Annotated in this window: 24 protein-coding genes; 12 read left to right on the top strand and 12 right to left on the bottom strand. The window is 71.1% G+C overall.

The annotated features are described in order from the left end of the window. Nucleotides 1-140 precede the first annotated feature (140 nt). Entirely contained in the window at nt 141-1,061 is a 921-nt protein-coding gene (locus tag ACIOD2_RS12250) for an alpha/beta fold hydrolase (protein ID WP_400536956.1), read from the top strand. Nucleotides 1,062-1,432: 371 nt separating this feature from the next. On the opposite strand, the gene ACIOD2_RS12245 is transcribed toward ACIOD2_RS12250, so the two are convergent. From ACIOD2_RS12245 to ACIOD2_RS12235, 3 genes are all read right to left on the bottom strand, one after another. Beyond that, complete coding sequence (locus tag ACIOD2_RS12245) at nt 1,433-4,042, bottom strand: CHAT domain-containing protein (protein ID WP_400536953.1); 2,610 nt, start codon at nt 4,040-4,042, stop codon at nt 1,433-1,435. Nucleotides 4,043-4,132: 90 nt separating this feature from the next. Further along, a complete protein-coding gene (locus ACIOD2_RS12240) occupies nt 4,133-4,294 on the bottom strand; it encodes a hypothetical protein (protein ID WP_400536951.1) in 162 nt (53 codons plus the stop codon). Between the two features lie 330 nt (nt 4,295-4,624). Further along, nucleotides 4,625-5,773, bottom strand: a complete 1,149-nt coding sequence (locus tag ACIOD2_RS12235; RefSeq protein ID WP_400536950.1) for a serine hydrolase domain-containing protein — start codon at nt 5,771-5,773, stop codon at nt 4,625-4,627. Nucleotides 5,774-5,876: 103 nt separating this feature from the next. Here ACIOD2_RS12235 and ACIOD2_RS12230 point away from each other — a divergent pair, with 103 nt between their 5' ends. The 4 genes from ACIOD2_RS12230 to ACIOD2_RS12215 all read left to right on the top strand — a co-directional run bounded on the left by ACIOD2_RS12230 (nt 5,877) and on the right by ACIOD2_RS12215 (nt 8,855). Next, on the top strand, nt 5,877-6,293 hold the full coding sequence (locus ACIOD2_RS12230; protein ID WP_400536948.1) for a hypothetical protein: 417 nt from the start codon (nt 5,877-5,879) through the stop codon (nt 6,291-6,293). Between the two features lie 36 nt (nt 6,294-6,329). Further along, on the top strand, nt 6,330-6,692 hold the full coding sequence (locus ACIOD2_RS12225; RefSeq protein WP_400536946.1) for a VOC family protein: 363 nt from the start codon (nt 6,330-6,332) through the stop codon (nt 6,690-6,692). A gap of 81 nt (nt 6,693-6,773) precedes the next feature. Further along, entirely contained in the window at nt 6,774-8,444 is a 1,671-nt protein-coding gene (locus ACIOD2_RS12220; RefSeq protein WP_400536944.1) for a hypothetical protein, read from the top strand. A gap of 15 nt (nt 8,445-8,459) precedes the next feature. Beyond that, on the top strand, nt 8,460-8,855 hold the full coding sequence (locus ACIOD2_RS12215) for an NUDIX domain-containing protein (protein ID WP_400536942.1): 396 nt from the start codon (nt 8,460-8,462) through the stop codon (nt 8,853-8,855). Nucleotides 8,856-9,163: 308 nt separating this feature from the next. Here ACIOD2_RS12215 and ACIOD2_RS12210 read toward each other — a convergent pair whose 3' ends face one another. Continuing rightward, nucleotides 9,164-9,463, bottom strand: coding sequence for a YciI family protein (locus ACIOD2_RS12210; protein WP_400536939.1), 300 nt, complete (start codon nt 9,461-9,463; stop codon nt 9,164-9,166). Nucleotides 9,464-9,663: 200 nt separating this feature from the next. Between ACIOD2_RS12210 and ACIOD2_RS12205 the strand changes: the two genes are divergently transcribed. Genes ACIOD2_RS12205 through ACIOD2_RS12185 form a run of 5 tightly spaced genes read left to right on the top strand, consistent with a single transcriptional unit; the run spans nt 9,664 to nt 14,346 of the window. Next, nucleotides 9,664-10,572 carry a hypothetical protein gene (locus ACIOD2_RS12205; protein ID WP_400536937.1) on the top strand — a complete coding sequence of 303 codons (909 nt, stop codon included), beginning with the start codon at nt 9,664-9,666 and terminating at the stop codon, nt 10,570-10,572. A 19-nt stretch (nt 10,573-10,591) separates the two neighbouring features. Next, nucleotides 10,592-11,782, top strand: a complete 1,191-nt coding sequence (locus ACIOD2_RS12200) for a pyridoxal phosphate-dependent aminotransferase (protein WP_400536935.1) — start codon at nt 10,592-10,594, stop codon at nt 11,780-11,782. Nucleotides 11,783-11,793: 11 nt separating this feature from the next. Beyond that, nucleotides 11,794-12,738: a phosphotransferase enzyme family protein gene (locus ACIOD2_RS12195; protein WP_400536933.1), complete on the top strand. Its 945-nt coding sequence runs from the start codon at nt 11,794-11,796 to the stop codon at nt 12,736-12,738. A gap of 28 nt (nt 12,739-12,766) precedes the next feature. Next, entirely contained in the window at nt 12,767-13,456 is a 690-nt protein-coding gene (locus tag ACIOD2_RS12190) for a TetR/AcrR family transcriptional regulator (RefSeq protein WP_400536931.1), read from the top strand. Nucleotides 13,457-13,497: 41 nt separating this feature from the next. After that, on the top strand, nt 13,498-14,346 hold the full coding sequence (locus ACIOD2_RS12185; RefSeq protein ID WP_400536929.1) for a TIGR03620 family F420-dependent LLM class oxidoreductase: 849 nt from the start codon (nt 13,498-13,500) through the stop codon (nt 14,344-14,346). Between the two features lie 136 nt (nt 14,347-14,482). On the opposite strand, the gene ACIOD2_RS12180 is transcribed toward ACIOD2_RS12185, so the two are convergent. Both ACIOD2_RS12180 and ACIOD2_RS12175 read right to left on the bottom strand, forming a co-directional pair. Next, the gene (locus ACIOD2_RS12180) at nt 14,483-14,809 is read right to left on the bottom strand and encodes a nitroreductase/quinone reductase family protein (RefSeq protein WP_400536927.1); all 327 of its coding nucleotides are present in this window, start codon (nt 14,807-14,809) and stop codon (nt 14,483-14,485) included. 177 nt (nt 14,810-14,986) lie between these two features. Beyond that, nucleotides 14,987-15,853 (bottom strand): hypothetical protein, encoded by an 867-nt coding sequence (locus ACIOD2_RS12175; protein WP_400536925.1) that lies wholly within the window; start codon nt 15,851-15,853, stop codon nt 14,987-14,989. An 81-nt stretch (nt 15,854-15,934) separates the two neighbouring features. Between ACIOD2_RS12175 and ACIOD2_RS12170 the strand changes: the two genes are divergently transcribed. Together ACIOD2_RS12170 and ACIOD2_RS12165 are read left to right on the top strand one after the other, a co-directional pair. Then, nucleotides 15,935-17,458: an AMP-binding protein gene (locus ACIOD2_RS12170; RefSeq protein ID WP_400536923.1), complete on the top strand. Its 1,524-nt coding sequence runs from the start codon at nt 15,935-15,937 to the stop codon at nt 17,456-17,458. Then, on the top strand, nt 17,455-17,784 hold the full coding sequence (locus ACIOD2_RS12165; protein ID WP_400536921.1) for a hypothetical protein: 330 nt from the start codon (nt 17,455-17,457) through the stop codon (nt 17,782-17,784). Before ACIOD2_RS12170 ends, ACIOD2_RS12165 begins: the two co-directional genes overlap by 4 nt. Here the strand turns inward: ACIOD2_RS12165 and ACIOD2_RS12160 are convergent. The 6 genes from ACIOD2_RS12160 to ACIOD2_RS12135 all read right to left on the bottom strand — a co-directional run bounded on the left by ACIOD2_RS12160 (nt 17,781) and on the right by ACIOD2_RS12135 (nt 22,575). After that, complete coding sequence (locus tag ACIOD2_RS12160; RefSeq protein ID WP_400536919.1) at nt 17,781-18,887, bottom strand: epoxide hydrolase family protein; 1,107 nt, start codon at nt 18,885-18,887, stop codon at nt 17,781-17,783. The two genes, ACIOD2_RS12165 and ACIOD2_RS12160, sit on opposite strands and share 4 nt — an antisense overlap. After that, nucleotides 18,884-19,420, bottom strand: coding sequence for a dihydrofolate reductase family protein (locus ACIOD2_RS12155; protein WP_400536917.1), 537 nt, complete (start codon nt 19,418-19,420; stop codon nt 18,884-18,886). The genes ACIOD2_RS12160 and ACIOD2_RS12155 overlap by 4 nt, the downstream gene beginning before the upstream one ends. A 17-nt stretch (nt 19,421-19,437) precedes the next feature. Beyond that, complete coding sequence (locus ACIOD2_RS12150) at nt 19,438-20,475, bottom strand: LLM class flavin-dependent oxidoreductase (protein ID WP_400536915.1); 1,038 nt, start codon at nt 20,473-20,475, stop codon at nt 19,438-19,440. Then, nucleotides 20,472-20,963, bottom strand: a complete 492-nt coding sequence (locus tag ACIOD2_RS12145; RefSeq protein ID WP_400536912.1) for an SRPBCC family protein — start codon at nt 20,961-20,963, stop codon at nt 20,472-20,474. Before ACIOD2_RS12145 ends, ACIOD2_RS12150 begins: the two co-directional genes overlap by 4 nt. A 69-nt stretch (nt 20,964-21,032) precedes the next feature. Beyond that, nucleotides 21,033-21,536, bottom strand: a complete 504-nt coding sequence (locus ACIOD2_RS12140; RefSeq protein ID WP_400536910.1) for a winged helix-turn-helix transcriptional regulator — start codon at nt 21,534-21,536, stop codon at nt 21,033-21,035. 40 nt (nt 21,537-21,576) lie between these two features. Beyond that, nucleotides 21,577-22,575 (bottom strand): YncE family protein, encoded by a 999-nt coding sequence (locus ACIOD2_RS12135; protein ID WP_400536908.1) that lies wholly within the window; start codon nt 22,573-22,575, stop codon nt 21,577-21,579. Between the last annotated feature and the right edge of the window lies 1 nt (nt 22,576).

Genomic DNA, 22,576 nt, shown 5'->3' with positions numbered 1-22,576 from the left:
AACAGCGGGTACCCCCGGAAAACCAGTACCGGGGAACGCCTTTCCCGGTCAGTTCTTGTCACGTGGGGCCCGGATTCGGGGCCGGCGGTGGTCGCCGGCCCCGGAGCACCCTGGTTTCGGGTCCGCGAGAAAGGCCGCCGATGACCCTCCAGACCCGCCACATCACCCTGCACGGCCGCCGGATCCTGCTGCACGAGCAGGCGGCGGGCGAGACCGACGAGGCGATCGTGCTGCTGCACGGGATCGCGGGCAGCGCCGAGACGTGGCGGCCGGTCCTCGAGCGGTCCGCCCCGCTGAACCGCCGGGTCCTGGCCCTCGACCTGCCCGGGCACGGCGAGTCCGACGCACCGCGCGCGGACTACGGGCTCGGCTCGATGGCCAGCGTCGTGCGGGACGTGCTGGCGGTGTCCGGCGTCCGGCACGCGACCGTCGTCGGGCACTCGCTCGGCGGGGGCATCGCGCTGCAGTTCGCCTACCAGTTCCCGGAGATGTGCGACCGGCTGGTGCTGGTCGACAGCGGCGGCCTCGGCCGCGAGGTGAGCCCGGTGCTGCGGGCCGCGACGCTGCCGGGTGCCCAGCTCACGCTGGCCCTGACGATCAACCCGGCGACGGTCGCCGTCGCCCGCGCCGCGACCCGCGTCGGACGGCTCCTGGGTTTCTCGCCGAAGACCGAAACCCGGGAGCTGGCCCGGCATTTCGGCTCACTCGCCGACCCGGCGCGGCGGCGCGCGTTCCTCTCCATCGCCCGCGGCCTGCTCGACCTGCGCGGCCAGCGCGCCAGCGCCGTCGAGAAGCTCTACCTGGCCGCGGACGTGCCGATGCTGCTGATCTGGGGCGAGCGCGACCCGCTCATCCCGGTCGCCCACGGCCACCGGACGGCCGAGGTCCTGCCGGACAGCCGCTTGACGGTCCTGGAGAACACGAAGCACTTCCCCCACGTGGCCGACCCGGACCGGTTCTGCCGGCTGCTGAACGAGTTCGTCACCGGCACGAAGCCCGCCCGCCTCACCTTGGACGACATGGTGACCCGCCTGGAAGCCGCCGACCCCTCCGTCACGTGATCAGCGCGCCGACTCACGTGATTGCCGAGTCAACACGCGTGATTGCCGAGTCGACACGAGTTCCGGGCACACGCTCGCCGTGTCGACCCCTCAATCACGCGTGTCGGCTTCCCCATCACACGAGTCGACCCCTCAAACACGCGTGTCGACCCCTCAATCACACGTGTCGGCTTCCCCATCACGCGAGTCGACTTCTCCATCACGCGAGTCGGCCCTCAAACACCGGTGTCGACCTCTCCATCACGGGCGTCGAGCCTTCGATCACGCGAGTCGACCGTCCCATCAGGCGGGTCGACACGAGGTCCCGGCACCGCGCTCGCCGTGTCGTCCCTTCAATCACGTGTGTCGGCGCTTCCGGCACCGGGTGGCGGCTAGCCGGCACCCAGGCAGACGAAGGGGCGGCGGAACGGGTCGACCGCGATCGCGTCGGCCAGGGCCAATGCCGGGCTGTCGCGGACCGCGAGGGCCCGGTAGTAGTCGTCCATCGCGGCGGCCGAGGCCAGGTCACCGACCCGGGACAGCGGAGCGATCACCGTCCGGGAGCCGCTCGCCAGCAGCGCGCTGGCGAACCCGAGGGCCTCGTCGCCCGGGCGGATCCGGTTCAGCGCCAGCTCGCACGCGGCGAACACGACCTGCCGCGGCGGCTGCCGCAGCCCGGCCATCTCGTGCCCGAACAACGAGCCGTCGGCCAGCTCGAGGCGGGAGAACAGCGCGTTCTCCGGCTCGTGCGCGCCGTGCGCGGCGAAGTGGGCCAGCTTCGCGCCGTCCATCGCGCGCAGCACCGACTTCACGGTCGCTTTCGCGCCGGTCATCGTCGTCGCGGTGCGGTAGTGCGTGGTGAGCTTCTCGAGCTCACCACGAGCACCGGCCAGCCCCGGACCGCGGACGAGCACGATCTTGCGCGCCCGCGGCGACTTCGTCAGCTCGGCGGCGAGCCACGCGGTCGCCGACGGCGCGACGACCGTCGGACGGCCCCGCAGGCCCGGCAGCACGCCCCACGGCACCGCGTACAGCGGCCCGGTGGGGACGATGACCAGGTCACGGTCGCCGAACAGCTCTTCGAGGGGCTGGATCAGCTGCGCGTCGAGCCGGTCGGCCTGCTTGCGCGCCGAAGCCATGACGACCTCGGCGAGCCGTTCGGGCAGGTTGTCCGGCGCGAGCGCGTCGAGGTCGACGTTGAGCACCCGCGCCGACTCGGCGGCGTCCCCGGCCGAGCCGAGCCGCACCAGCCGGCACTCACCACCCGCGACGACCACGGCGACCAGCTCGTCACCGGAAGCGGCGAAGCTGACCATGGCACGCTCGCCCAGCCGCGCCACGACCTCGTTCAGCCCGGCGACCGGCCGCGGCCGGCCCCAGCGCCCGGTGTGCCACCCGAGGCGCTGCGCCTCCCGGAGCCGTTCGTTGTACTTGGCGCGCAGGCTCGCGCTCGGGTGCCCGTCGTGCTGGGCTTCCTGGATGGCCTGCCCGAGACCGCGGACCTCGGCCACCCGCGCCGCCAGCTCGGGGGCGGTCCCGGCGGACAGCGGCTCGTAGCGGTAGGTCTGCGCCCGCGTCCGCTCCAGCCAGACGAACAGCCGCCGGGCGTCGCTGCGTTCGAGGACGAGCTTGACGGCGAGGTCGGCGAGCTCCTGACCGTGCAGCGCGGTCCCGGACACGAGGTCCAGCCCGCCCATCCGGTCGCGGACGGCGTCGAGCTCGGTCAGCCCGGACCGGATCTCGGTGAGTGCCTTGGCCCGGTTCCCCTGCGCGACGGCCAGCTCGGCCCGGCAGAGCCGGCGCAGCATCCGGTAGTCGATCGGGGTGAGCTGCCCGGGCCGCGGCACCAGGGCGAGGGTTTCGGCGGCGCGCTTGAGGTTCCCGCGCCGGACGTCGAGCCGGACGGCCAGCATCCGCGCGGTGGCGGCCTGCTCGGCGAGCCGGGGAAGCGGCATCTTCTCGGCGATCCGGATCGCGCGCGCCGGCAGGCCGGCGGCGACCACGCCGGTGCTCAGCGCCTCGCGGGTGTCGGCCCGCAGCCCGATGATCGTCGCGTTGGCGACGCAGGTCCGGCAGCCCGCGCGCAGCATGCGCCGCCGCGCCGACGCGGCCATCTGCCGGGCCAGGTCGACCTCGTCGTTCATCAGCGCCGCCGAGGCGCGCTGGAGCTCGGCCTGCGCCAGCTCCCGGCCGACGCTGTTGTCCTGCAGCATCGCCGCCATGGCCTCGTCGAGGTGATCACTCGCCTCGTCGGCCAGCCCGGCGGCCATCAGCGCCTGGGCACGCTCGAGCCGCAGCGGCGGCGGAACGTCCATTTCCAGGTCCCGGTACGTGCGTTCGCCTTCGTCGTAGAGGCGCAGTGCCTCCGGGACGTCACCGGTCCGCAGCGCCAGGGTGCCGAGGATCCGGCGGACGTCGGCGGCCTCGGCGTGCAGCTCGTGCCGCTCGGCGATCTCGATCGAGCGGGTCAGGTCCCCCTGGGCCTCGACGACGTTGCCGAGCCGGGTGTGTGCCCAGCCCCGCGTCGACAGCGTCTGCACGAACGCGCCCATCCAGGCGTGCGGGTCGGGACCGTTCGCCAGCCGGAACTCCTTGTCGGCCAGCGACTGGCTGAAGTGCTCGATGCTGTCCTCGTTGCGCCCGACCGTCATCAGCCGCAGCCCGTAGTTGTGGTTGAGCGCGCCGTTGAGCTCGGCCTGCAGCACCGGATCCTCGATCGCGTTGATCAGGAGGCGGACGTCGTCCAGCCCGGCCAGGCCGGCGGCGACGTCCCCGGTGATCTCCGACGACATCGCGGCCAGCGTGGACGCGAGTCTGATGCGTGCGACGAGCCACTCGGTGCGGTAGCCGGCCTCCACCGGGTGGATCGAGTCGAGCAGCGCCATTCCCCGGCGAAGCAGCCGGACGCCCTCGTGGAAGCGGGCCACGCACGAGGCGTCGGTCGCCGCTCGTTGGAGATCGCGGACCCTGGCGATGAGTTCGGACGGGTCCAGGTTTGTCACAGGCACTCTCCTATGACAGCACAGCCGATGGCAGAAAGAAGCCCGCCTACCGGTCGAAGATCAGCAGGCGGGCGACGAAGCCGAGCGAGCTCAGCCCTTGATGACCTGATAGCAGTTGCCGCTGCACTCGGTGTGGACCGGGTGGCCGTCGTGGACTTTGCCGTCCTCGTCGGTCCACTGGACCAACGGCGTGGTCGGCTCCTCGGTCGGCTCCGGAGCCTCTTCGGGCTTGGTGTCCGTGGGCGTCGACATGGTCGATCTCCTCTCCCCTGGGGATCTGCATGGGGACGCTGACCGGTGACGGTGAGTCCCCCTCGCGGGGCCCTCTCCCCGCGAACGGCCCAATAGTTGCACAACAAAGCATTGATCGGGAGAGTTTTCACTACAGAAAGTCAGTTCGACTGGCGTGAAGAGGCCAGATGCACCGGTCGAAACGTCCTAACGAGTGAACCCTGTAACGGCGTTGATCAGGGCGTGCATCGCCGCCGAGTGGGGTACGGCGCTCGGGACCATGCGGATCTACGTGTGCGTCCGGGTACGGATCGTGACAGAGCGCCTTTTCTCCCTGTGCCGCGTGCGGGGTCAGCCGCGCTTGGTCACCACCGCTGTGTGGACTGCGCGGACCAGGCGGGTGTTCTCCGGTGCCGCGCCGCCGGGGAAGGCGAACCGGCGGCGGTTGTAGCCGTACGCGAGGCCGCTGCGCGGGTCCGCGAACGCCTGCGAACCGGCCGCGCCGCTGTGGCCGAACGCTCCCTGGCCCAGCACCGGGTAGTCGTACCCCACGGCCGCGAATCCCAGCCCGAACGCGTTGCCTCCTCGGGTCGAGAGGTCGTCGCCGATCGAGTGGATCTGGGCGAAGTCCGCCGCGGTTTCCTTTGCCAGGAGGGGTTCCTGGCCGCTGATCGCCGCCGCGTACATGCCCGCCAGGCCGCGTGCGGAGGCGACGCCGCCGACCGAGGCCGGGCTCAGCCGGCGGATCGTCTTGATGTTCGGCAGGTCCCAGAGCTCCGGCGCCTTCGGGTGGTTGCGGTTGAACGCGATCGCCGTGATGCTGTCCGGCCCGGTCGCGTTCGCCTCCAGCTCGGCCAGCTGCTCCGGCGTCGGCAGCATCGGCAGCGTGGTCAGGAACCGCGGCTCCAGCTCCTCGGGCAGGCCCAGGTAGAAGTCCAGCGCGTACGGCTCGCGGACGCGCTCCTCGTAGTGCTCCTGGATGCTGCGGCCCGTGACGCGGCGGACGACCTCGCCGGTCAGCGCGCCGATCACCAAGGCGTGGTAGCCGAACGCCGTCCCCGGGCGCCAGTACGGCTTCTGCGGCGCGAGACGCTCGGCGATGACCCGGTCGTCGGCGAGCTCTTCGGCGGTGAACCCGTCGTCGGCGCCGACGACACCGGCGCGGTGCGCGAGGAGGTCCCGCACCGTGATCCCGGCCTTGCCCGCGGCGCCGAACTCGGGCCAGTAGTGGCTGACGCGCTCGTCGAGGTCCAGCACGCCGTCCTGCACCAGCAGCGCGACCACCAGGTGCGCGGCGCCCTTGGTGGAGGAGAACACCCCGGTCAGCGAGTCGGCGGTGATTTCCGGGCCGGTCCACAGGTCGACGACGCGCTCGCCGTCGACGTGCGCGACGAGCTGGGCGGCGTAGTCCCCGCCCTCGCCGGTCGCGACGGCGGCGAACTCCTCCCGGACGGACTCGTACCCGTCGGCGACGGTTCCCTGGATGTGCTCGGACGACATGGCGGCTCCCTCAGTGATCACTACGCCTGCGCCAAGGTGCAAGCCGGTGCGGCGCCGGGGTATTCCGGGTAACACGAAGCCGCCCGGAGGTGATATCCCGGCCATGGGGGAACCCGACTGCGAAACCGAGTCCACGGAAACCAAGCCACGAGGCCGCGGCCTCGGGATCTCGGCCGTCGCGATCGGCTCGTCCGGCCTGACGCTGGCGGTGGCGACCTGGGCGGCCTGGCTGATCGTCCGGCCGCAGGTCGTGGCCGCGTGGACGTACTCGTGGGTCGTGCACGCGTTCGTGCTGGTGCTCGGCGCGCTGTGGTTCGCGCTGCTGCCGATCAGCGTGCTGGCACTGGTCTTCGGCGTGTACGCCGGTGCGCGCACCACCCCGGGGCCGGGCCGGATCGGCGCGACTCTCGGCGTGCTCACGATCTTGCTCGCGTTGTCCGGCGCCGCGGTGTTCGCGACGTCGTCGTTCGGCGACGCCGGCCCGCCGTACGCCTACTTCGACACCCAGACCGGACGCTGACGGTAGATCGCCGCGGCCCGCGGGTAACCACCGTTCATGAAGCTGACTTCGACCGTGCTCGGCGCACGGGATCCCCGTGCGCTCGCCGTGTTCTACGCGACCCTGCTCGGCTGGCCGATCAAGACCGACGAGCCGGAGTGGGTGACGCTGCGCCCCGACGACGGCGGCCCCGGTCTGTCGTTCCAGCTGGAGCCCGACCACGTGCCACCGGAATGGCCGCAGGCGAACGGTGGCCGGCAGATGCAGATGCACCTGGACATCGAGGTCGACGACCTCGACGCGGCCGGCTCGGCCGCCATCGACGCGGGTGCCGGGCTGGCCGCGTTCCAGCCCCAGGAGGAGGTTCGCGTGTACCTCGATCCGGCCGGGCATCCGTTCTGTCTCTGGACGCGCAAATGAGGTGACGCCCCGCGTTCGCCCGGTCACAGGATCCGCTATGTTCGCTTGAGGTACCGGTTCCCGGCGAACGGAGTGAGTCCTGTGGGGGTGCACCGGATCTGGCACCACGGACTGGTCCCCGTCGAGGGAAAGCGCCCCCTGGACGCCTTGCGCAGCAGGCTGATCACCCGCCAGCGGCAGCACGACGACTACGCCATCACCGATCTCGGCTCGTCCGACGACGGCGGATCGCGCCGGTGCGACCTCAAGTTCGCGTGGCCGGGCCACGAAGACCGCTACTCCGTTCAGGTATTGCTTTCGCTGTGCTACCGCGCCGGCGAGGACCGCGTGGCGTGGTTGCTGGCGGCGGCGTGCACGCGGCCGTGGCGCAGTTGCCACGAAGCACCGGCGCGGCGGATCGGCTTGGAGGAGCTGGGCGCCAGCGGCAGCGACGAGATCCCGATCGAGGGGCCGGTGCTGTCGATGCGCGGCTGGTCCCGCGAGGAGTGCGACCGCGTCGCGGATCTGCTCGCCGAGGCGCTCGTGGCGCCGTGGCGGACATCGGCGGTGCTGGTGCTCACCGAGCCGCCGACCGAGCCGGTCGAGGGCTGGCCGGGGCTGGTGAACGTGTTCGACGTCGACGACCGCTTCCGCCGCACCCTCAACAGCCACCTCCCGCTCGGCTGCGCGGTGCCGTTGGGCGCGCGGCTGTTCGTGCCACCGTGCGACGAACTGCCGGACTTCGTCGACCCGGCCAGCCCGCTGGCGCACCAAGCGCTCGAGGGCGCGATCACGCGGTTCATCCAGACGCGGAGCCGGACGCCGCTGCCCGAGGAGTGGGCGGAGGTGCCGAGTGTGCGGGCCTGGTACGCGGCGGATCCGTTCGCGCCGCCGGACGAGGAACCCGATGCCGGGCTGACCGAAAAGCTGGACCGCGTCGAGCGCGAGCTGGCGGAGGCGCGCGGGGTGATCACCATCCTGCGCAAGAAGGCCAAAGCGGGCGCCGAAGAGCGGGAACGCGCGGCGCGCGAGATGAAGGCGCTCCGGCGGCGGCTCGAGGAGCTGTCGGCGATCGACGTCGCCTGCCTGCAGGAGCAGCTGGCACGGCTGCAGGAGGCGGTGGACGACTACGCGCGCGCCTTCGACGAGATGGAGGCCGAGCGCGACGAACTCAGGCGCGCCAACGGGTTGCTGGCCGGCACGCTGACCCGCTACCACGACGCGGGTGCCGAGGTCGCCGACGCCGGGTGCCCGCCGGCCGACTTCCCGAGCTTCGCGGACCTGATCGGCGCGGCCACCGCGACGCTCAAGCACCTCGCGATCACGGCCGAGCCCGCGCCGACGGCGATCCTCGACCACCACCCGAAGGCGGCCGCCTGGCGCCGGAAGGCCTGGGACGCGCTCCGCACGCTCGACGCCTACGCGGGGGCTCGCCGCTCGCTGCTCGACGCGGGGCAGGATCCCGGGCCCGAACTGTCGGACGTGCTCGCGTTCGCCCGCACCGGCCAGCCGGGCTCGCTGATCAGCGCCAACATCATCGCGCTGGCCGAGTCGGACACCGTCACCACCAACGAACGGCTGCGCCAGGCCCGCACCTTCCGCGTCGACCCGCGGACGAACCCGGCGGGCCGCGACTACTTCGGCGCCCACATCGCGCTGGAGCGCTTCAAGTCGCCGGCCCCGCGGCTGCACTTCCTCGACGACACCGACGGCACGGGGACGGTCTACGTCGGGTACCTGGGTGCCCACCTGCCGACGTCGAAGACCAACTGAGCGAGAATCGCGCGCATGACCGAGCACAAGCACCTCGCGTACTGCTGGATCGCCCGCGGTGACGAGGTGCTGTTCCTCCGCCGCGCGCCCGGCGTCTTCCTCGGCGGGCGCTGGGAACTGCCGGGCGGGACGGCGGAACCGGGTGAACCGTTCGAGACCACAGCGGTGCGCGAAGCGGCGGAGGAAACCGGGCTGACGGTCCGGATCAAGGGGGAGCGCAGCCGCGATTCGTGGCCGGACATCACGGGACGGCCGCTGCTCGTCCACGCGTTCGTCTACACGGCCGAGGAAACGGGCACGGGCGAAGTGGTGCTCAATCCGGAAGAGCACGACGACTTCGCGTGGCTGACCCCGGCGGAGGCACGCGCTTTGGAGCTGCCGGAGCACTTTCGCCGGCTGCTGTCTTCGTAGCCTGCCTCTGCCGGGCAGGCGGATCGATCTGGTCACGACACCGACGTTACCCGAACACACGTGCGAAGATCATCGCTAAATCGGGTGATGTCGAGAATGGGGTTCGGCACGCGATTTCCGTTGTGGCGCAAGGGGAATCGCGGGAACGTGATGGGCGCTGCCCCCGGTTCCCACGCTACCGGAAGGCACCGACAAAAACCGCGGCGCGGCGGGCGGGAGGGTGGCGGCGAGCAGGCCCGGGAGGGCGTCGTTTTTCGCCGGTAGGTGGCGGGCTGCGTTGCGGGCCACCTGGCCGGGGCGTGCTTCTCTCAGGAGGCGAGGACCTCGTTGATCGCCACCAGTTCCTGTGCCGTGCGCGTGGCGGTGAATTCGATGACGTTGTAACGGGCGAGGCGCTGGACCACGAACGGGTCGCCGGCGAGGACCGCGTCGAGCTTGCCGCGCAGGACCGGGCGGGTGAGGATCACCTGGTCGGCCGCGCCGGTTCCCTTTCCGGAAACAAGGAAAAGCCCCCTCGTGAATTGGGTGCGCACCCAGGCCGAATGGTCCGGGAGCGCGTAGTCGACTTCTGTTTCGGGTGCCGTGTAGGTCAGCAGTGCGATGTACATGATTCAATAGTAGAACTCCCCGGGCTGCCCCGCATCCGCCTGCCGAGTGGCACCGGACACCGCATTCGGCAATATTCCGGTCAAGAAACCGCACAATTCTTTACGACGGCTTTCTGAATCCACCGTACGTAGATCGGCGTACGACAGGGAGTCGACGCCGGGCCGACGCGAGCGGCGGCGGAACACGCGAGACTCGGCGCATGAACGCACTGACCCGGATCTGGCACGACGGCCGGCCCGCCGAACGAGCCGCCTACGCCGTCGGCGCGGCGCTCTTCGTGAGCGGCCTCGTGCACGCGATCGTGCTCCTCGGCACCGGCGGCTCGTGGCTGGGGCCCGTGTCGATGCGCAAGGCCGTCACGTTCGGCCTGTCGTTCGGGCTGACGCTGGCCTCGGTCGCCTGGGCGACGTCGTTCCTCACCGTCCGGCCGCGGTGGCGCGCGGTGCTGCTCGGCGCGTTCAGCGTGGCCAGCATCGTCGAGGTCGCGCTGGTCAGCATGCAGTCCTGGCGCGGGGTGCCGTCGCACTTCAACTTCGAGACGCCGTTCGACAACGTCGTGTCGATGACGCTCGCCGGCGGTGGCGGGGTGCTCATCCTGACCGTCATCGGCTTCACCGCCGCCGCGCTCGTGGCGCCCGGCCCGGGCGCGCCGAGCCTGCGTCTCGCCATCCGGGCCGGCCTGGTCGTGCTGGTGGTCGCGCTGGCCACCGGCGCCGTGATGATCGCCCGCGGCGTGGTCGAGGCCCGCGGCGGCGACCCGCAGCTGGCCTACACGACCGCCGGCTCGCTCAAGCCGCTGCACGCGGTCGCGATGCACGCGATCCTCGTGCTACCCGGACTGGCGTGGCTGCTCACCTTCACCCGCTGGCCCGAGGCCCACCGGATGCGCGTCGTCAAGCTCGCGGTCACAGCCGACGCCGTGCTCACCGCCGTGATCGGCGTCGAGTCGTTCACCGGCGTGTCGCCGTTCACCGCGCCGCTGCCGGTGCTCGCGCTGTCCGCCGTGTCGGCGGCCGTTTTGGCCGGCACCGGCCTGTACGCGCTGAGCGGCATTGAACCGGGAATCCGATTCGTACGTATCTCCGATGGGAAGGCAAGGGGCCGGTAAAACGGCGGACGGAGACCACGTGCGGCACGGCATGACCACGAGCGGCCTTTTCCAGCAGAGTCAGGCACACAGCCCGTCGTTCTTCTCCGTCATGCGGGCCATGGGCCAGCACGGGGACGATCTCGCGGACTTCTGCATCCCGTGCAACCCCTACTTCCCGACCGACGAGATGTTCGGGGAGCTGGAGCGCAACCTCCGCACGATCCTCAAGTTCTACCCGAGCGACGCGGGCGCGATCACCGCGCAGCTGGCGCACGTGCTCCGGCTGAACCCGTCGACGATCTCCCTGGCCAACGGCTCCACCGAGCTGATCACCTGGATCGACCAGCTGCTGGTGGACTCCAGCATCGCGGTGCCGATCCCGACGTTCGGCCGCTGGACCGACCAGCCGCTGGAGACCGGCAAGCGCGTCGACATGTTCCTGCTCAAGGAAGCGAACAACTTCGAGCTGCGCGTCGACGAGTACATCGAGTTCATCAAGCGCCGCGGCTCCCGGGTCGCGGTGCTGTGCAACCCGAACAACCCCGACGGCGGTTACCTGCCACGGCGCGAGGTCATCCGGTTCATGGACGCCCTCGAAGACCTCGACCTCGTGGTGATCGACGAGTCGTTCATCGACTTCGTCGAGGTCGAGATGACCCCGTCGGTGGCCGCCGAAGCCGTCGTGCGGCCGAACGTCATCGTGCTGAAGAGCCTCGGGAAGAACTTCGGGCTGCACGGGATCCGGTTCGGCTACCAGGTGTCGAACCCGGCGCTGACCCGGAAGCTGTCGGCCGCGCTGCCGAAGTGGAACCTGAACTCCCTGGCCGAGACGGTGATCTTCATGCTCGCCGAGCGCCGCGCGGAGTACGAGGAGAGCCTCAAGCGGCTGGCGCTCGACCGGTTCATGATGAACTCGCAGCTCGGGCAGTTCCAGGAGCTGACGGTGTACCCGTCGCAGGCGAACTTCCTGCTCGTGAAGCTGCCCGGCTCGGTCGACGGCGCCGAGCTCTGCGACTACCTGCTCACCGAGCACCACCTGCTGGTGCGCCAGTGCGGCAACAAGATCGGCATGACCAGCCAGTTCATGCGCTTCGGGGTGCGGCCGGACACCGAGGTCGAGCGGCTGGTCGAGGGACTGCGCGGGGTCGAGCGGCTCGGCGGTGGGCGCCACACGCCGACCATCGAGCTCGTCTCGCACTCCCGCGAACCCGAACGGTCGATCAGCTGACCACGTGGTCGATGGCCGACTTCCAGGCGAACACCCGGCCGTTCGCCGAGCTCGACCGCGCGGGGCGCACCCGCCGGCTGCGGAGGCTGGCCGAAGCGGCACTGACCGAGTACGACGTCCCGGTGGCGAGGCTGACGCCGCTGCCCCGCGGGCGCAACACGGCGTTCCGGGTCGACGGCGCGGACGGCCATCGGTACGTGCTGCGGATCGAGCGGCCGGACGGCCCGAGCTTCGCGCAGGTGCGGTCCGAGATGGCCTGGCTCGCCGCGCTGGCCCGCGAGACGGACCTGGCGGTGCCGCGGCCGGTCCCGACGCGGGAGCGGCAGGCGGCCACCGTCGTCGCCGACCCGGCCGTGCCCGAGCCGCGCACCTGCGTGCTGTACCGCTGGCTCGAGGGCCGGTTCCTCGACGAGCGGCTCAGCGCGCCGCAGCTGTACCGGCTGGGCGAGTTCACCGCGCGGCTGCACCGGCACGGCGCCCGGATGAACGGCCTCGACCGCGGCCGGGCCGATGACCTGACGGCGTTCGGCCGGGCGCAGGTGGACGGCTTCTCGGACACCGTCGTCGACCGGGCGGTCGCGCTGGCCGGGGGCGACGAGGGCGTCCGCGCCGCGCTCGGGCGGGTCCGGGCCGTGCGGTCCGCGCTCGGGTTCGGCGCCGACGTGTTCGGGCTCGTCCACGGCGGCCTGCACCAGGAGAACTACCTGTTCCACCGGGGCCGCGTGCGGGTGGTCGACTTCGACGACTGCGGGTTCGGCCACTACGCCTACGACCTGGCGGTGACCGTCGACGCGTTCGCTCACCTGCCGCACCACGCGGAGCTGCGGGAGGCGCTGCTGGACGGGTACCGGTCGGTGCGGCCGGCGACGTTCGCGACCGATCCGGCCGTGCTGAACGCCTTCGTCGGCCTTCGCCGGGTCCAGCTGCGGCTGCGCGAGCTCGACGGTCACCCCTGACGTTACAACTCACCGCTACAATTGCTACATGGCCGGACGATCGAGCAACGCCACCAGTACCCGCGACCGCCTCCTGCTGGCCGCCGGGCAGCTCCTGCACGAAGCGGACGGCGGGCCGGTGTCGACGCGGGCGATCTGCGAGCGCGCCGGCGTCCAGGCCCCGACGCTCTACCACCACTTCGGCAGCAAGCAGGGCCTGCTCGACGCCGTGGTGAACTACGGCTTCACCCAGTACGTCCAGGCGCCGGAGACCGGCGGCGACCCGGTGGCGCGGATCCGGGAGGGCTGGGACCGGCACGTCGCGTACGGCCTCGAGAACCCGGCGTTCTACGTGCTGCTCTACGGCCAGATCGAGCCCGGTGTGCCGTGCAACCTCACCAGCAGCGCCGAAGCGATGTTGCTCGAGCTGTTCACGCCGCTCGCCCGCGCCGGGCGGCTGCGGGTCGAGGCGACGGAGGCCGCGCGGCAGTTCGCGGCGGCGAACAGCGGGGTCACCCTCAGCCTGATCGCCCAGCCCGAAGGGGCCCGCGACCTGGCGATGTCCGCGCAGGTCCGGGACTCCGTGCTGGCCGGGCTGCTCACCGACGGCCCGGCCGCCGGGTCGTCAACGGGCGCGCTCGCTGTCGCTTTGTCGACCGCGCTCGCGGACGACGTCGACGCGCTGACGACCACCGAGCGGCAGCTGCTGCGGGAGTGGCTGCACCGTCTCGCGAGCTAGCGGACTGACAACCTGACGCTACATTTGCTACATTGATCCGTATGGCGAATGTAGTGAACCGGTTCGGCGTGTTCCTGGCCCCGCACCGCGACGACGCGACTCGCAAGGCGCACGCCGTCGCGGCCGACAAGCTCGGGTACGGCACGGTCTGGTTCGGCACCGGCAGCGCGTCGATCGGCGACCTCGCGTTCGTCGAGGACGTGCTGGCCTCGACCGAGCGGATCACCGTGGCGACGGCGGTCGTGAACATGTGGGCCGACGAACCGGAAACCCTGGCCGAGTCGTACCACCGGCTGGCGGGCCGGTACGGAAAGCGCTTGCTGCTGGGCATCGGCGTGGGCCACCCGGAGTCCGTCGCGGCGTACCAGAGCCCGTACGACAAGATCGTCGACTACCTCGACCGGCTGGACGCGGCCGGTGTCCCCGCCGACGCCCGGATCCTGGCCGCGCTCGGCGATCGTGTGCTGAAGCTCGCCGCGGACCGCACCGCCGGTGCGGTCCCCTACCTCGTGCCGGTCGCGCACACGCGGCACGCGCGGTCGGTGCTGGGCGCGGGCAAACTGCTGACGCCGGAACAGAAAGTGGTCGTCGACGAGGACCCGGTGGCGGCGCGCGCGATCGGCCGCCCGTTCGTGCGCGAGCCGTACCTCGGGCTGCGCAACTACGTGAACAACCTGCGGCGCCACGGGTACACCGAGGAGGACGTCGCCGGTGGCGGCAGTGACCGCCTGATCGACGACCTCGTCCTGCACGGCTCGCCCGAGAGCATCGCGAAGCGCCTGCTGTCCCATGTGGACGCCGGGGCCGACCACGTGGCCGTCCAGGTGCTCGGCCCCACGCCGGAGGCGGAGGCCGAGCACCACCGGATCCTCGCCGGCGTGCTGCTCTGATCAGTCAGGCACGGGTTCCCCGCCGACGTGACCGTCCAAAACGGACAACAGTCGATCGAGTTCCGCACGCAGCCCGGCCACATCGGTTTCGGCGGCGAGCTGGTGGATCTCTTCCTGCAACCGCGCTACGACGTCGTCAGACCCGGTCGAGGCGGTGCAGGACGATCACCGGAATCACCCGGGTCGTCCGGGCCTGGTAGTCCGCGAAACCCGGCTGCTGCTCGACGACCCTGGCGAACAGCGCGTCGCGGTCGGGGGCGACGGCCGCCATCGCCTCGAACGTCTCGGTGCCGGTTTCCACGGTCACCAAAGGGTTCTTGCGGATGTTGTGGTACCAGGCGGGGTGCTGGGGCAGGCCCATCGCCGAGGCGACGACCACCAGCTGTCCGCCGATGTGCAGGGCTCCCAAGGTGACACGGTGTTTCCGGCCGGTGCGGGCACCGGTCGTGGTGAGCTGGATCAAACTCGCGTGGTCCTTCCGATGTGGAGTGATCGGAGGCGTGAGAGGGCACGACGGAGGCACACTTGTCCCACAGCAGGGGAAAGAGGAGAGACACCGACGTGTCGATCTCAAGAGGGCTGAGTAGCCACTACCTCCGTGCGTAGGCCCATCCGGGGCGCGGCCCCAGATTAGCACGGGTCAGCGCGCGGCGTCGGCGGCTTTCTGGGCTTCGTTGGCGGCCTCGTCGGCCTGCTCGTAGGCTTCCTTCGCCGCTTCGAACTCCGCCGTCGCGCGCTCGGCGCGTTCTTCGGCCTCCGCCAAGCGGGTGCGAAGGTCTTCGACGCGGGCCGTGGCCTGCTCGGCCGCGCGTTCGGTGCGGACCAGGTCGCGCTCGACGACCGCCCGCTCCTTGGCCAGCTCGGCGGCCTCCTTGCGCAGGCGCTCACGGTCCGCGCGGACGCGCTCCCGCTCGGCGCGTTCTTCCTCTTCGCGCCGACGGTCCTTTTCGGTCTTCTCGGTCCGGGGCGACCGCTTCGGCCGCGCCGGTTCGGCCTTTTCCACCAGCTTCGCCGGGCGCTTGCCGGTCGACGCGGCCGGTGCGCTCGCGGCGAGGGTGAACCACTGGTCGGCGTCCTGGTGGGCCACCGACGTCAGGCGCCCGGCCAGCGCGAGGGCGGCCGTGTCCGGGTCGGCCGCGACGGCTTCGAGCGTCGCCTCGACCTCCCGCGCGACCGTGTCGCTCATCCTGTCCAGGCCACGCACGATCCGGCGCACCAGCTCGCCGCGGCTGCGGGTCAGCGCACGCAGGTCGTCGCCGGCCAGGCGGGTGTGCGCGTCCCGCAGCTCGTCGCCGAGTTCGGCCAGCTCACGCAGCTCATCCGGGTCGTCCCGGGCCAGCCGGTTGACGATCGCCGCGGCCGCGGTCGGCTTCCGCAGCTCCTTGATCTTCGCCGCCAGGTCGGCGTCGCCCCCGGCCTTCGCCGCCTTCGCCGCCGCGTTGCGCGCGCCGACGAACTCCGCGAGGTCACCCCCGTAGAGCTCGCCGGCCACCGTGTCGAAATCCATCACCGCCAGCCAACCACATCGGACTGGTGCGAGCACCTGCGAACAGTCATCATCGGGACAGGGGCGACGAAGGGAAGGCGCGTGTTCTTCGATCTGGGTGTCCGGGACTTCCTCGACCGCGCGGAAACGGTGTACCCGGACCGCGTCGCGGTGGTCGACGAGCCGAACCAGCCCGCGCCGAGCTGGGGTTCGCTCACCTACCGGGAGGTGGCGCGGCGGGCCCGCGCGCAGGCGGCCCACCTCGACGCGCTGGGCGTGCCGGTCGGCGGGCGCGTCGCGATGGTGTCGCACAACGCCGCCCGCCTGCTCGTGTCGTTCTTCGGCGTCTCCGGCTGGGGCCGGGTGCTGGTGCCGGTGAACTTCCGGCTCGCGCCGGCCGAGGTGAAGTACATCGTGGAGCACTCGGGCGCGGAGGTGCTGATCGTCGACCCCGAGCTGGAGTCCCTGCTCGACACCGTCACCGCGAAGCACGTCTTCGTGCTGGGCCGCGACGACGAGACGCTCTGGGGCGGCGACGGCGACCCGCGGCCGTGGGCGGGTGACGAGTCGGCCACCGCGACGATCAACTACACCTCGGGCACGACGGCGCGGCCCAAGGGCGTGCAGCTGACCCAGCGCAACATCTGGCTCAACGCGGCCGTCTTCGGGCTGCACACGACGTTGAGCGACAACGACGTCCTGCTGCACACGCTGCCGATGTTCCACTGCAACGGCTGGGGCATGCCGTACGCGGTGACCGGGCTCGGCGGGCGGCACATCGTGCTGCGGAAGGTCGACGGCACCGAGATCCTGCGGCGCATCGAGGAGCACGGCGTCACGATCCTGTGCGCGGCGCCCGCGGTGGTCACCGCGGCGCTGGACGGCGCCGCCACCTGGGAGGGTGAGATCCCCGGCCGCGACCGCGTCCGGATCGTCGTGGCCGGCGCGCCGCCACCGACCCGCACGATCGAGCGCGTGCGGGCCGAGCTGGGCTGGGAGTTCATCCAGATCTACGGCCTCACCGAGACGGCGCCGCTGCTCACCGTCAACCGGATGCGCAGCGAGTGGGCCGACCTCGACCCGCACGAGCAGGCGAAGCTGCTGGGCCGGGCCGGCACGCCCGCGCTGGGCGTCCGGATCTCCGTCGACACCGACGGCGAGGTGCTCGCGCAGTCGAACCACAACCTCGACGGCTACTGGGAGAACCCGGACGAGACCGCGCGGGTGCAGGAGGGGAACTGGTTCCACACGGGTGACGGCGGTTCTTTCGAGGACGGCTACCTGACGATTGCGGACCGCAAGAAGGACGTGATCATCTCGGGCGGCGAGAACGTGTCGTCGATCGAGGTGGAGGACGCGCTGAACTCGCACCCGGCGGTGCGCGAGGTGGCGGTGATCGGCGTCCCGGACGAGAAGTGGGGCGAGCTGGTCACGGCTTTGGTGGTCACCTCCGAGACCGTCACTTCCGAGGAGCTGATCAAGCACTGCCGGGAGTACCTGGCGGGGTACAAATGCCCGAAGCGCGTGGAGTTCCTCGACGAGCTGCCGCGGACGGCGACCGGGAAGATCCAGAAGTTCAAGCTGCGGGAGCCGTTCTGGAAGGACCAGGGGCGAGGGGTGAATTGAGGTTCTTCTTCGACGCGGGCTCGGGCGCGGTGCTCTGGGCCGACGTCGGCCCGGCGGACCTGGAGCAGCTGCCACTCGGACCTGAGCTGCGCGCGGAGCTGGACGGCCTCGTGGCCCAGTACGACGAGTCGATGAACTGGGACTACCCGCCGGACCCCGGCCCGTGGCGGGAGGCGCGGTGCCGGCGGTTCAACGCCGATGTCCGGGCGGCCTTCGACCGGCTGTGCCGTGAACTCGGGGAGGACGTCGAGGACGGGTTCACCGAGCTGCACGAAGATCCGGACCTGGACCGCTACCTGGCCGATCCGAAGGGCTTCAAGCGCTAGCGGACCAGGCGGAAGAAGGTCCGCACCTCGTCCACGAACAGCTCCGGCTGCTCGAACGCCGCGAAGTGCCCGCCCCGGTCCAGCTCGTTCCAGTGCCGGATGTCCGGGTACCTCCGCAACGCCCACCGGCGTGACGGCCGGGGCATCTCCGCCGGGAAGATCGAACAGCCCGTCGGGACGTCCACCGTGTCGTCGGTCGCCTCGGCGAACCACCGCTGGACCTGGCGGATGCTCTCCCAGTACAGCCGCGCGGACGACGTCGCCGTGCCCGTCAGCCAGTACAGCGTGATGTTGTCCAGCAGCTCGTCGCGGGTGAACGGGAAGCCGTCGGACCAGGCGTGGAACTTCTCCAGCAGCCAGCCGCACAGGCCCGCCGGGGAGTCGGCGAGGCCGTAGCCCAGGGTCTGCGGGCGTGTCGACTGCTGGACGGAGTAGCCGTCCTCCCAGCGCTGCGCGTGCTTCAGTGCGTCCAGCGCGGCGCGCTCCCCGGGAGTGAGGTCGCCGAACGTCGCCGGGTCGGGGGCGGCGATCGGCGGGTTGAGGTGGATGCCCGCTAGGTGGGCCGCGTCCTGCTGGGCCAGTGACGTCGTGATCGACGTTCCCCAGTCGCCGCCCTGGGCGCCGTAACGGGAGTAGCCGAGGCGGGCCATCAGCTCCGCCCACGCCGCCGCGATCCGCTCGATGCCCCAGCCGGGTGCCGACGGCTTGTCGCTGAAGCCGTAACCCGGCAGCGAGGGGATCACCAGGTGGAACTCCCGCGAGAGCGGCTCGATCACCTTGCCGAACTCGACGATCGAGCCGGGCCAGCCGTGCGTGAGGATCAGCGGCAACGCCGACGGGTCAGGCGAACGCACGTGCAGGAAGTGGATACCCAAGCCGTCGATTTCGGTGCGGTACTGCGGAAATCCGTTCAACCGGGCCTCCGCGCGACGCCAGTCGTAGCCGGACGCCCAGTATTCGCACAGTTCGCGCAGCAGGCCCAGCGGTGTGCCCTGGCTCCAGTCGTCCACCGGCTCGGCCTCGGGCCAGCGGGTCCGGCGCAGGCGCGCGCGGAAGTCGGCGAGGTCGGCGTCGGGGACGTCGATCCGGAACGGCGTGATCATGCCGGGACGTAGGTCAGCTGGACGACGCCGTTGCCGAAGGTGGCCGACTTCTTGAGCACCAGCGGGAAGTTCGGCCCCTCCTCGGGAAACAGCCGCTTCCCGTGCCCCACGACGACCGGGTACAGCAGCAGGTTCAGCTCGTCGACCAGGCCTTCGGCCAGCAGCCAGCGCACGGCGACGGTGCTGCCGCTGGTCATGATGTCGCCGCCGGGCCCTGCCTTCAGCTCCCGGACGGCTTCGGCAGGGTCGCCGGTCAGCAGGACCGAGTTGTGCCAGCTCACGTCGGACAACGTCGACGACAGCACGTACTTGCGGACGCTGTTCATGAACTCGGCGCCCTCGTCTTCCTGCCCCGGCCAGGACTCCGCGAAGCCCTCGTAGGTGACGCGGCCGAGCAGCATCGCGTCGGCCGCGGCCATCCCGCTGCCGACCGCGCGGCCGAGTTCGTCGTTCCAGTACCGCAGTGACCACTTGTCGGGCGCCTCGACCACGCCGTCCAAGGAGATGAACAAGTTCGCCACGAGCTTGCGCATGGACCCACTATGGACCATCAGGGCAAGTGCTTCACCAGTTCCAGCGCACGGCCGAGCGTCGTGAGACGCGCTTCGAGCGTTTCACCGGCCGGGTACAGCCGGACGGTGTCGATTCCGGCGTCGCGCCAGACGCGCAGCCGTTCGCGGACCATCTCTTCGGTGCCGATCAGCGTGGTGCCGAGCACCATCTCGTCGGTGACGAGCGCGGTGGCGCCGTCGCGGTCGCCCGCCTGCCAGCGTTCGCGGACCTCGGCGGCGACGTCCGCCCAGCCCTGGCGGCTGTAGGCGTTGTTGTAGAAGTTCGTGGTGGCCGAGCCCATCCCGCCGAGGCTGAAGGCGAGTTCCTTCTTGCGGCCGCCGACCATCGTGCGCAGCTCGTCTTCGTCGGCGGCGAAGGCGACTTCGGCGCCCTGGCAGACGTCGATGTCCGCACGCGTACGGCCCGACTTCGCAAGCCCGGCGTCGAGGTGGCTGAAATACGCGTCGGCGCCTTCGGGGACGAAGCTGGTGCCGAGCCAGCCGTCCGCGACCTCGCCGGTCAGCTCGAGGAGCTTCGGCGAGAGCGTGGCCAGGTAGATCGGGATGTCCGGGTTCGGCTCGGCCGACAGCCGCATCGGACGCGCTTCGCCGGGCAGCGGGATCTCGAAAGCCTTGCCGGAGAAGGAGATCTTCTCCCCCGCGAACGCCCGGCGGATGATCTCGACGGTCTCGCGCATCCGCGTCAGCGGCTTGGCGAACGGCACCCCGTGCAGGCCCTCGATCACCTGCGGCCCGGACGCGCCGAGCCCGAGGGCGAACCGGCCGCCGGAGAGGTCGGCGAGCGTCAGCGCGGCCTGCGCGATCGCCACCGGCGTGCGCGTGCCGAGCTGGATGATGCCGGAGCCGAGCCGGATCCGCTCGGTGCGGGCGGCGAGGTAACCGAGCGCGGACGGCGCGTCCGAGCCCCACGCTTCGGCGACCCAGCAGACGTCGAGGCCGAGTTTTTCCGCCTCCAGCACGAAGTCCAGCGTCGTGCGGGTGTCCTTCGAGAACTCGACGGTCGTCGCGGTCTTCACGAGCCTTCGACCCGGTCCTTGATCGCGGCGAGGTTCCCGGTCATCGCGGTTTCGAACTCCCGCAGCCGGACGAAGACGATCTTCTGTTCCTTGTCGGGCATCCGGTCGATGGCGAACGAGAGGCCGGACCGGCCGGGGCCCATCTGCATCCACTGCGAGAGCCGGGTGCCGCCGTTGTCGGGCTCGAGGGTGAACCGCCAGACCGAGCTCGGCTCGGCCGGATCCTGCACCGCCCAGGCGAACACCCGCGGTTCCTCGCACTCGACGACGTACGAGGTCGTCTCCCACTCGCCGAACGCGTCGTGCTTGCTCTTGCCCACGAACGTCCGGCCGACCTCGCGCCATTCGACCGACTGCAGTTCGGCGCTCAGGGAAGGCATCAGCCCGATGTCGGAGACGACCGGCCAGACGACCTCCGGCGCGGCGTCGATCCAGGTCGAGACTTCCGCCGTCGGCTTGTCCGCGTACCGTGCGCCTGTCCACTCCATCGTGGTCGCCACTCCTCTCGGTGAGCCTCTGACCACGATAGTTGCGTAGGCAGACCTACGGTGTCAATCTCACTCCTGCCGTGCGAACCGCTCCTCGACGTCCGGCCGCTGCGCCAGCCGCGCCGGGAAACCGGGGCCACGGCGCATCCTGGTGTCGTCCGGCGTCATCGGCTGCGCGCACTCGGCGCAGACGATTTCGGCGTGCGTGTCGTGCCCGCAGGCCAGGTGGTGCACGGTGATCGGCGGCCCGGCCTCGGCCGCGAGCCACCGGTCGCCCCAGCGGGTCATCGCGAGCAGCACCGGGTAGAAGTCGCGGCCCTTGTCGGTGAGCACGTAGTCGTAGCGCACCGGCTCGGTCTGGTAGGCGACCTTCTCCAGCATCCCCTCGTCGACCAGCCGCTTGAGCCGGTCGGCGAGGGTGTTGCGCGCGATGCCCAGCGCCTGCTGGAACTCGTCGAAGCGGCGGACGCCGTAGAAGGCGTCACGCAGCACCAGCGGGGTCCACCAGTCGCCCAGCAGATCCATGGTGCGCGCGATCGAGCACGGCCACTGCGCGAACGATGTCCGTTTCATGGGGCTGACGATACGCCGTTTCGACGAAGGACTCAGCAGGTCAGGGCGCCGGGATGTAGGCCAGGCCGTGGGCGTGCGGGATCTCGAGCCTGTCGAGGACCGCCGGTCGCGCCGGATCTCCGACGTCGAGCACGGTCACCGTCGAGCCGAACACGGCCGCGACGTACACCCGGGTGCCGTCCGGCGACGACCGGATCGTGAGCGGGAAGGCGCCGACGTCCGCCTGTCCCACCAGCTCCACCGAGACCGGCGACGTCCCCGCCCACACCGACACCCGGCCGGCGCCGTCGAGCAGCTCACCCACCAGCAGCAGGCCGGTCGACGTCCAGTGCACCGGGACCACGAAGTGCTCGGTCGGCAGGGTCCGGACGACCTCGGCGGTCCGGGTGTCGATCAGCCGCACCCCGGGTTGGGCGGCCGACCGGCCGTCGGCCTTCGGCGCGGCGACGGCCACGACCGAGCCGTCCGGAGCGGCCGCGATCCCCTCGCTCCCGGGCACGGCGACCTTGGCGACCAGCTCACCGGTCCCCAGGTCGACCACGGAGACGAACGGCGCCTCCTTGTTGGCCGCGTAACCGTGGACGCCGTCCGGGTCCGTGACGAACCAGTGCGGTCCGGGTGCTTCGGTGCCGACGCGGCGGAGCACCTTCCGGGTGGCGGTGTCCAGGACGACGACGCCGCCCGGGCCCGCCGGACCGGCTTCGACGCTGACGTACAGCAGGCCGCGGCCGGCGTCCAGGGCCATGCCGTGCGGACCGTGCTCGGGCGAGATGTCGAGCACCTCGACGATCTCGCCGTCGTCCGGGTCGATCACGGTGACCTGGTGGTTGCGGCCGTCGTTCTCGTCGTAGTGGCCGTGGTGGTACGCGCTGGTGCAGTACAGCAGCCGGTGCGCGGGGTCGAAGCACAGCTCGTGCGGCTCGGCGGGCACCGGCAGCACCGCCTGGACGTGGTGGTCGACGGCGTCGAGCAGGGTGACGGTGGAGCCGCTCTGGTCGACCACCGCCAGCCGGTCGCCGGGACGCGGGTAGTCGGTCACG

The organism is Amycolatopsis sp. NPDC088138, assembly GCF_044741685.1.
Taxonomy (GTDB): Bacteria; Actinomycetota; Actinomycetes; order Mycobacteriales; family Pseudonocardiaceae; genus Amycolatopsis.
This window is presented reverse-complemented; position numbering and strand designations above follow the sequence as displayed.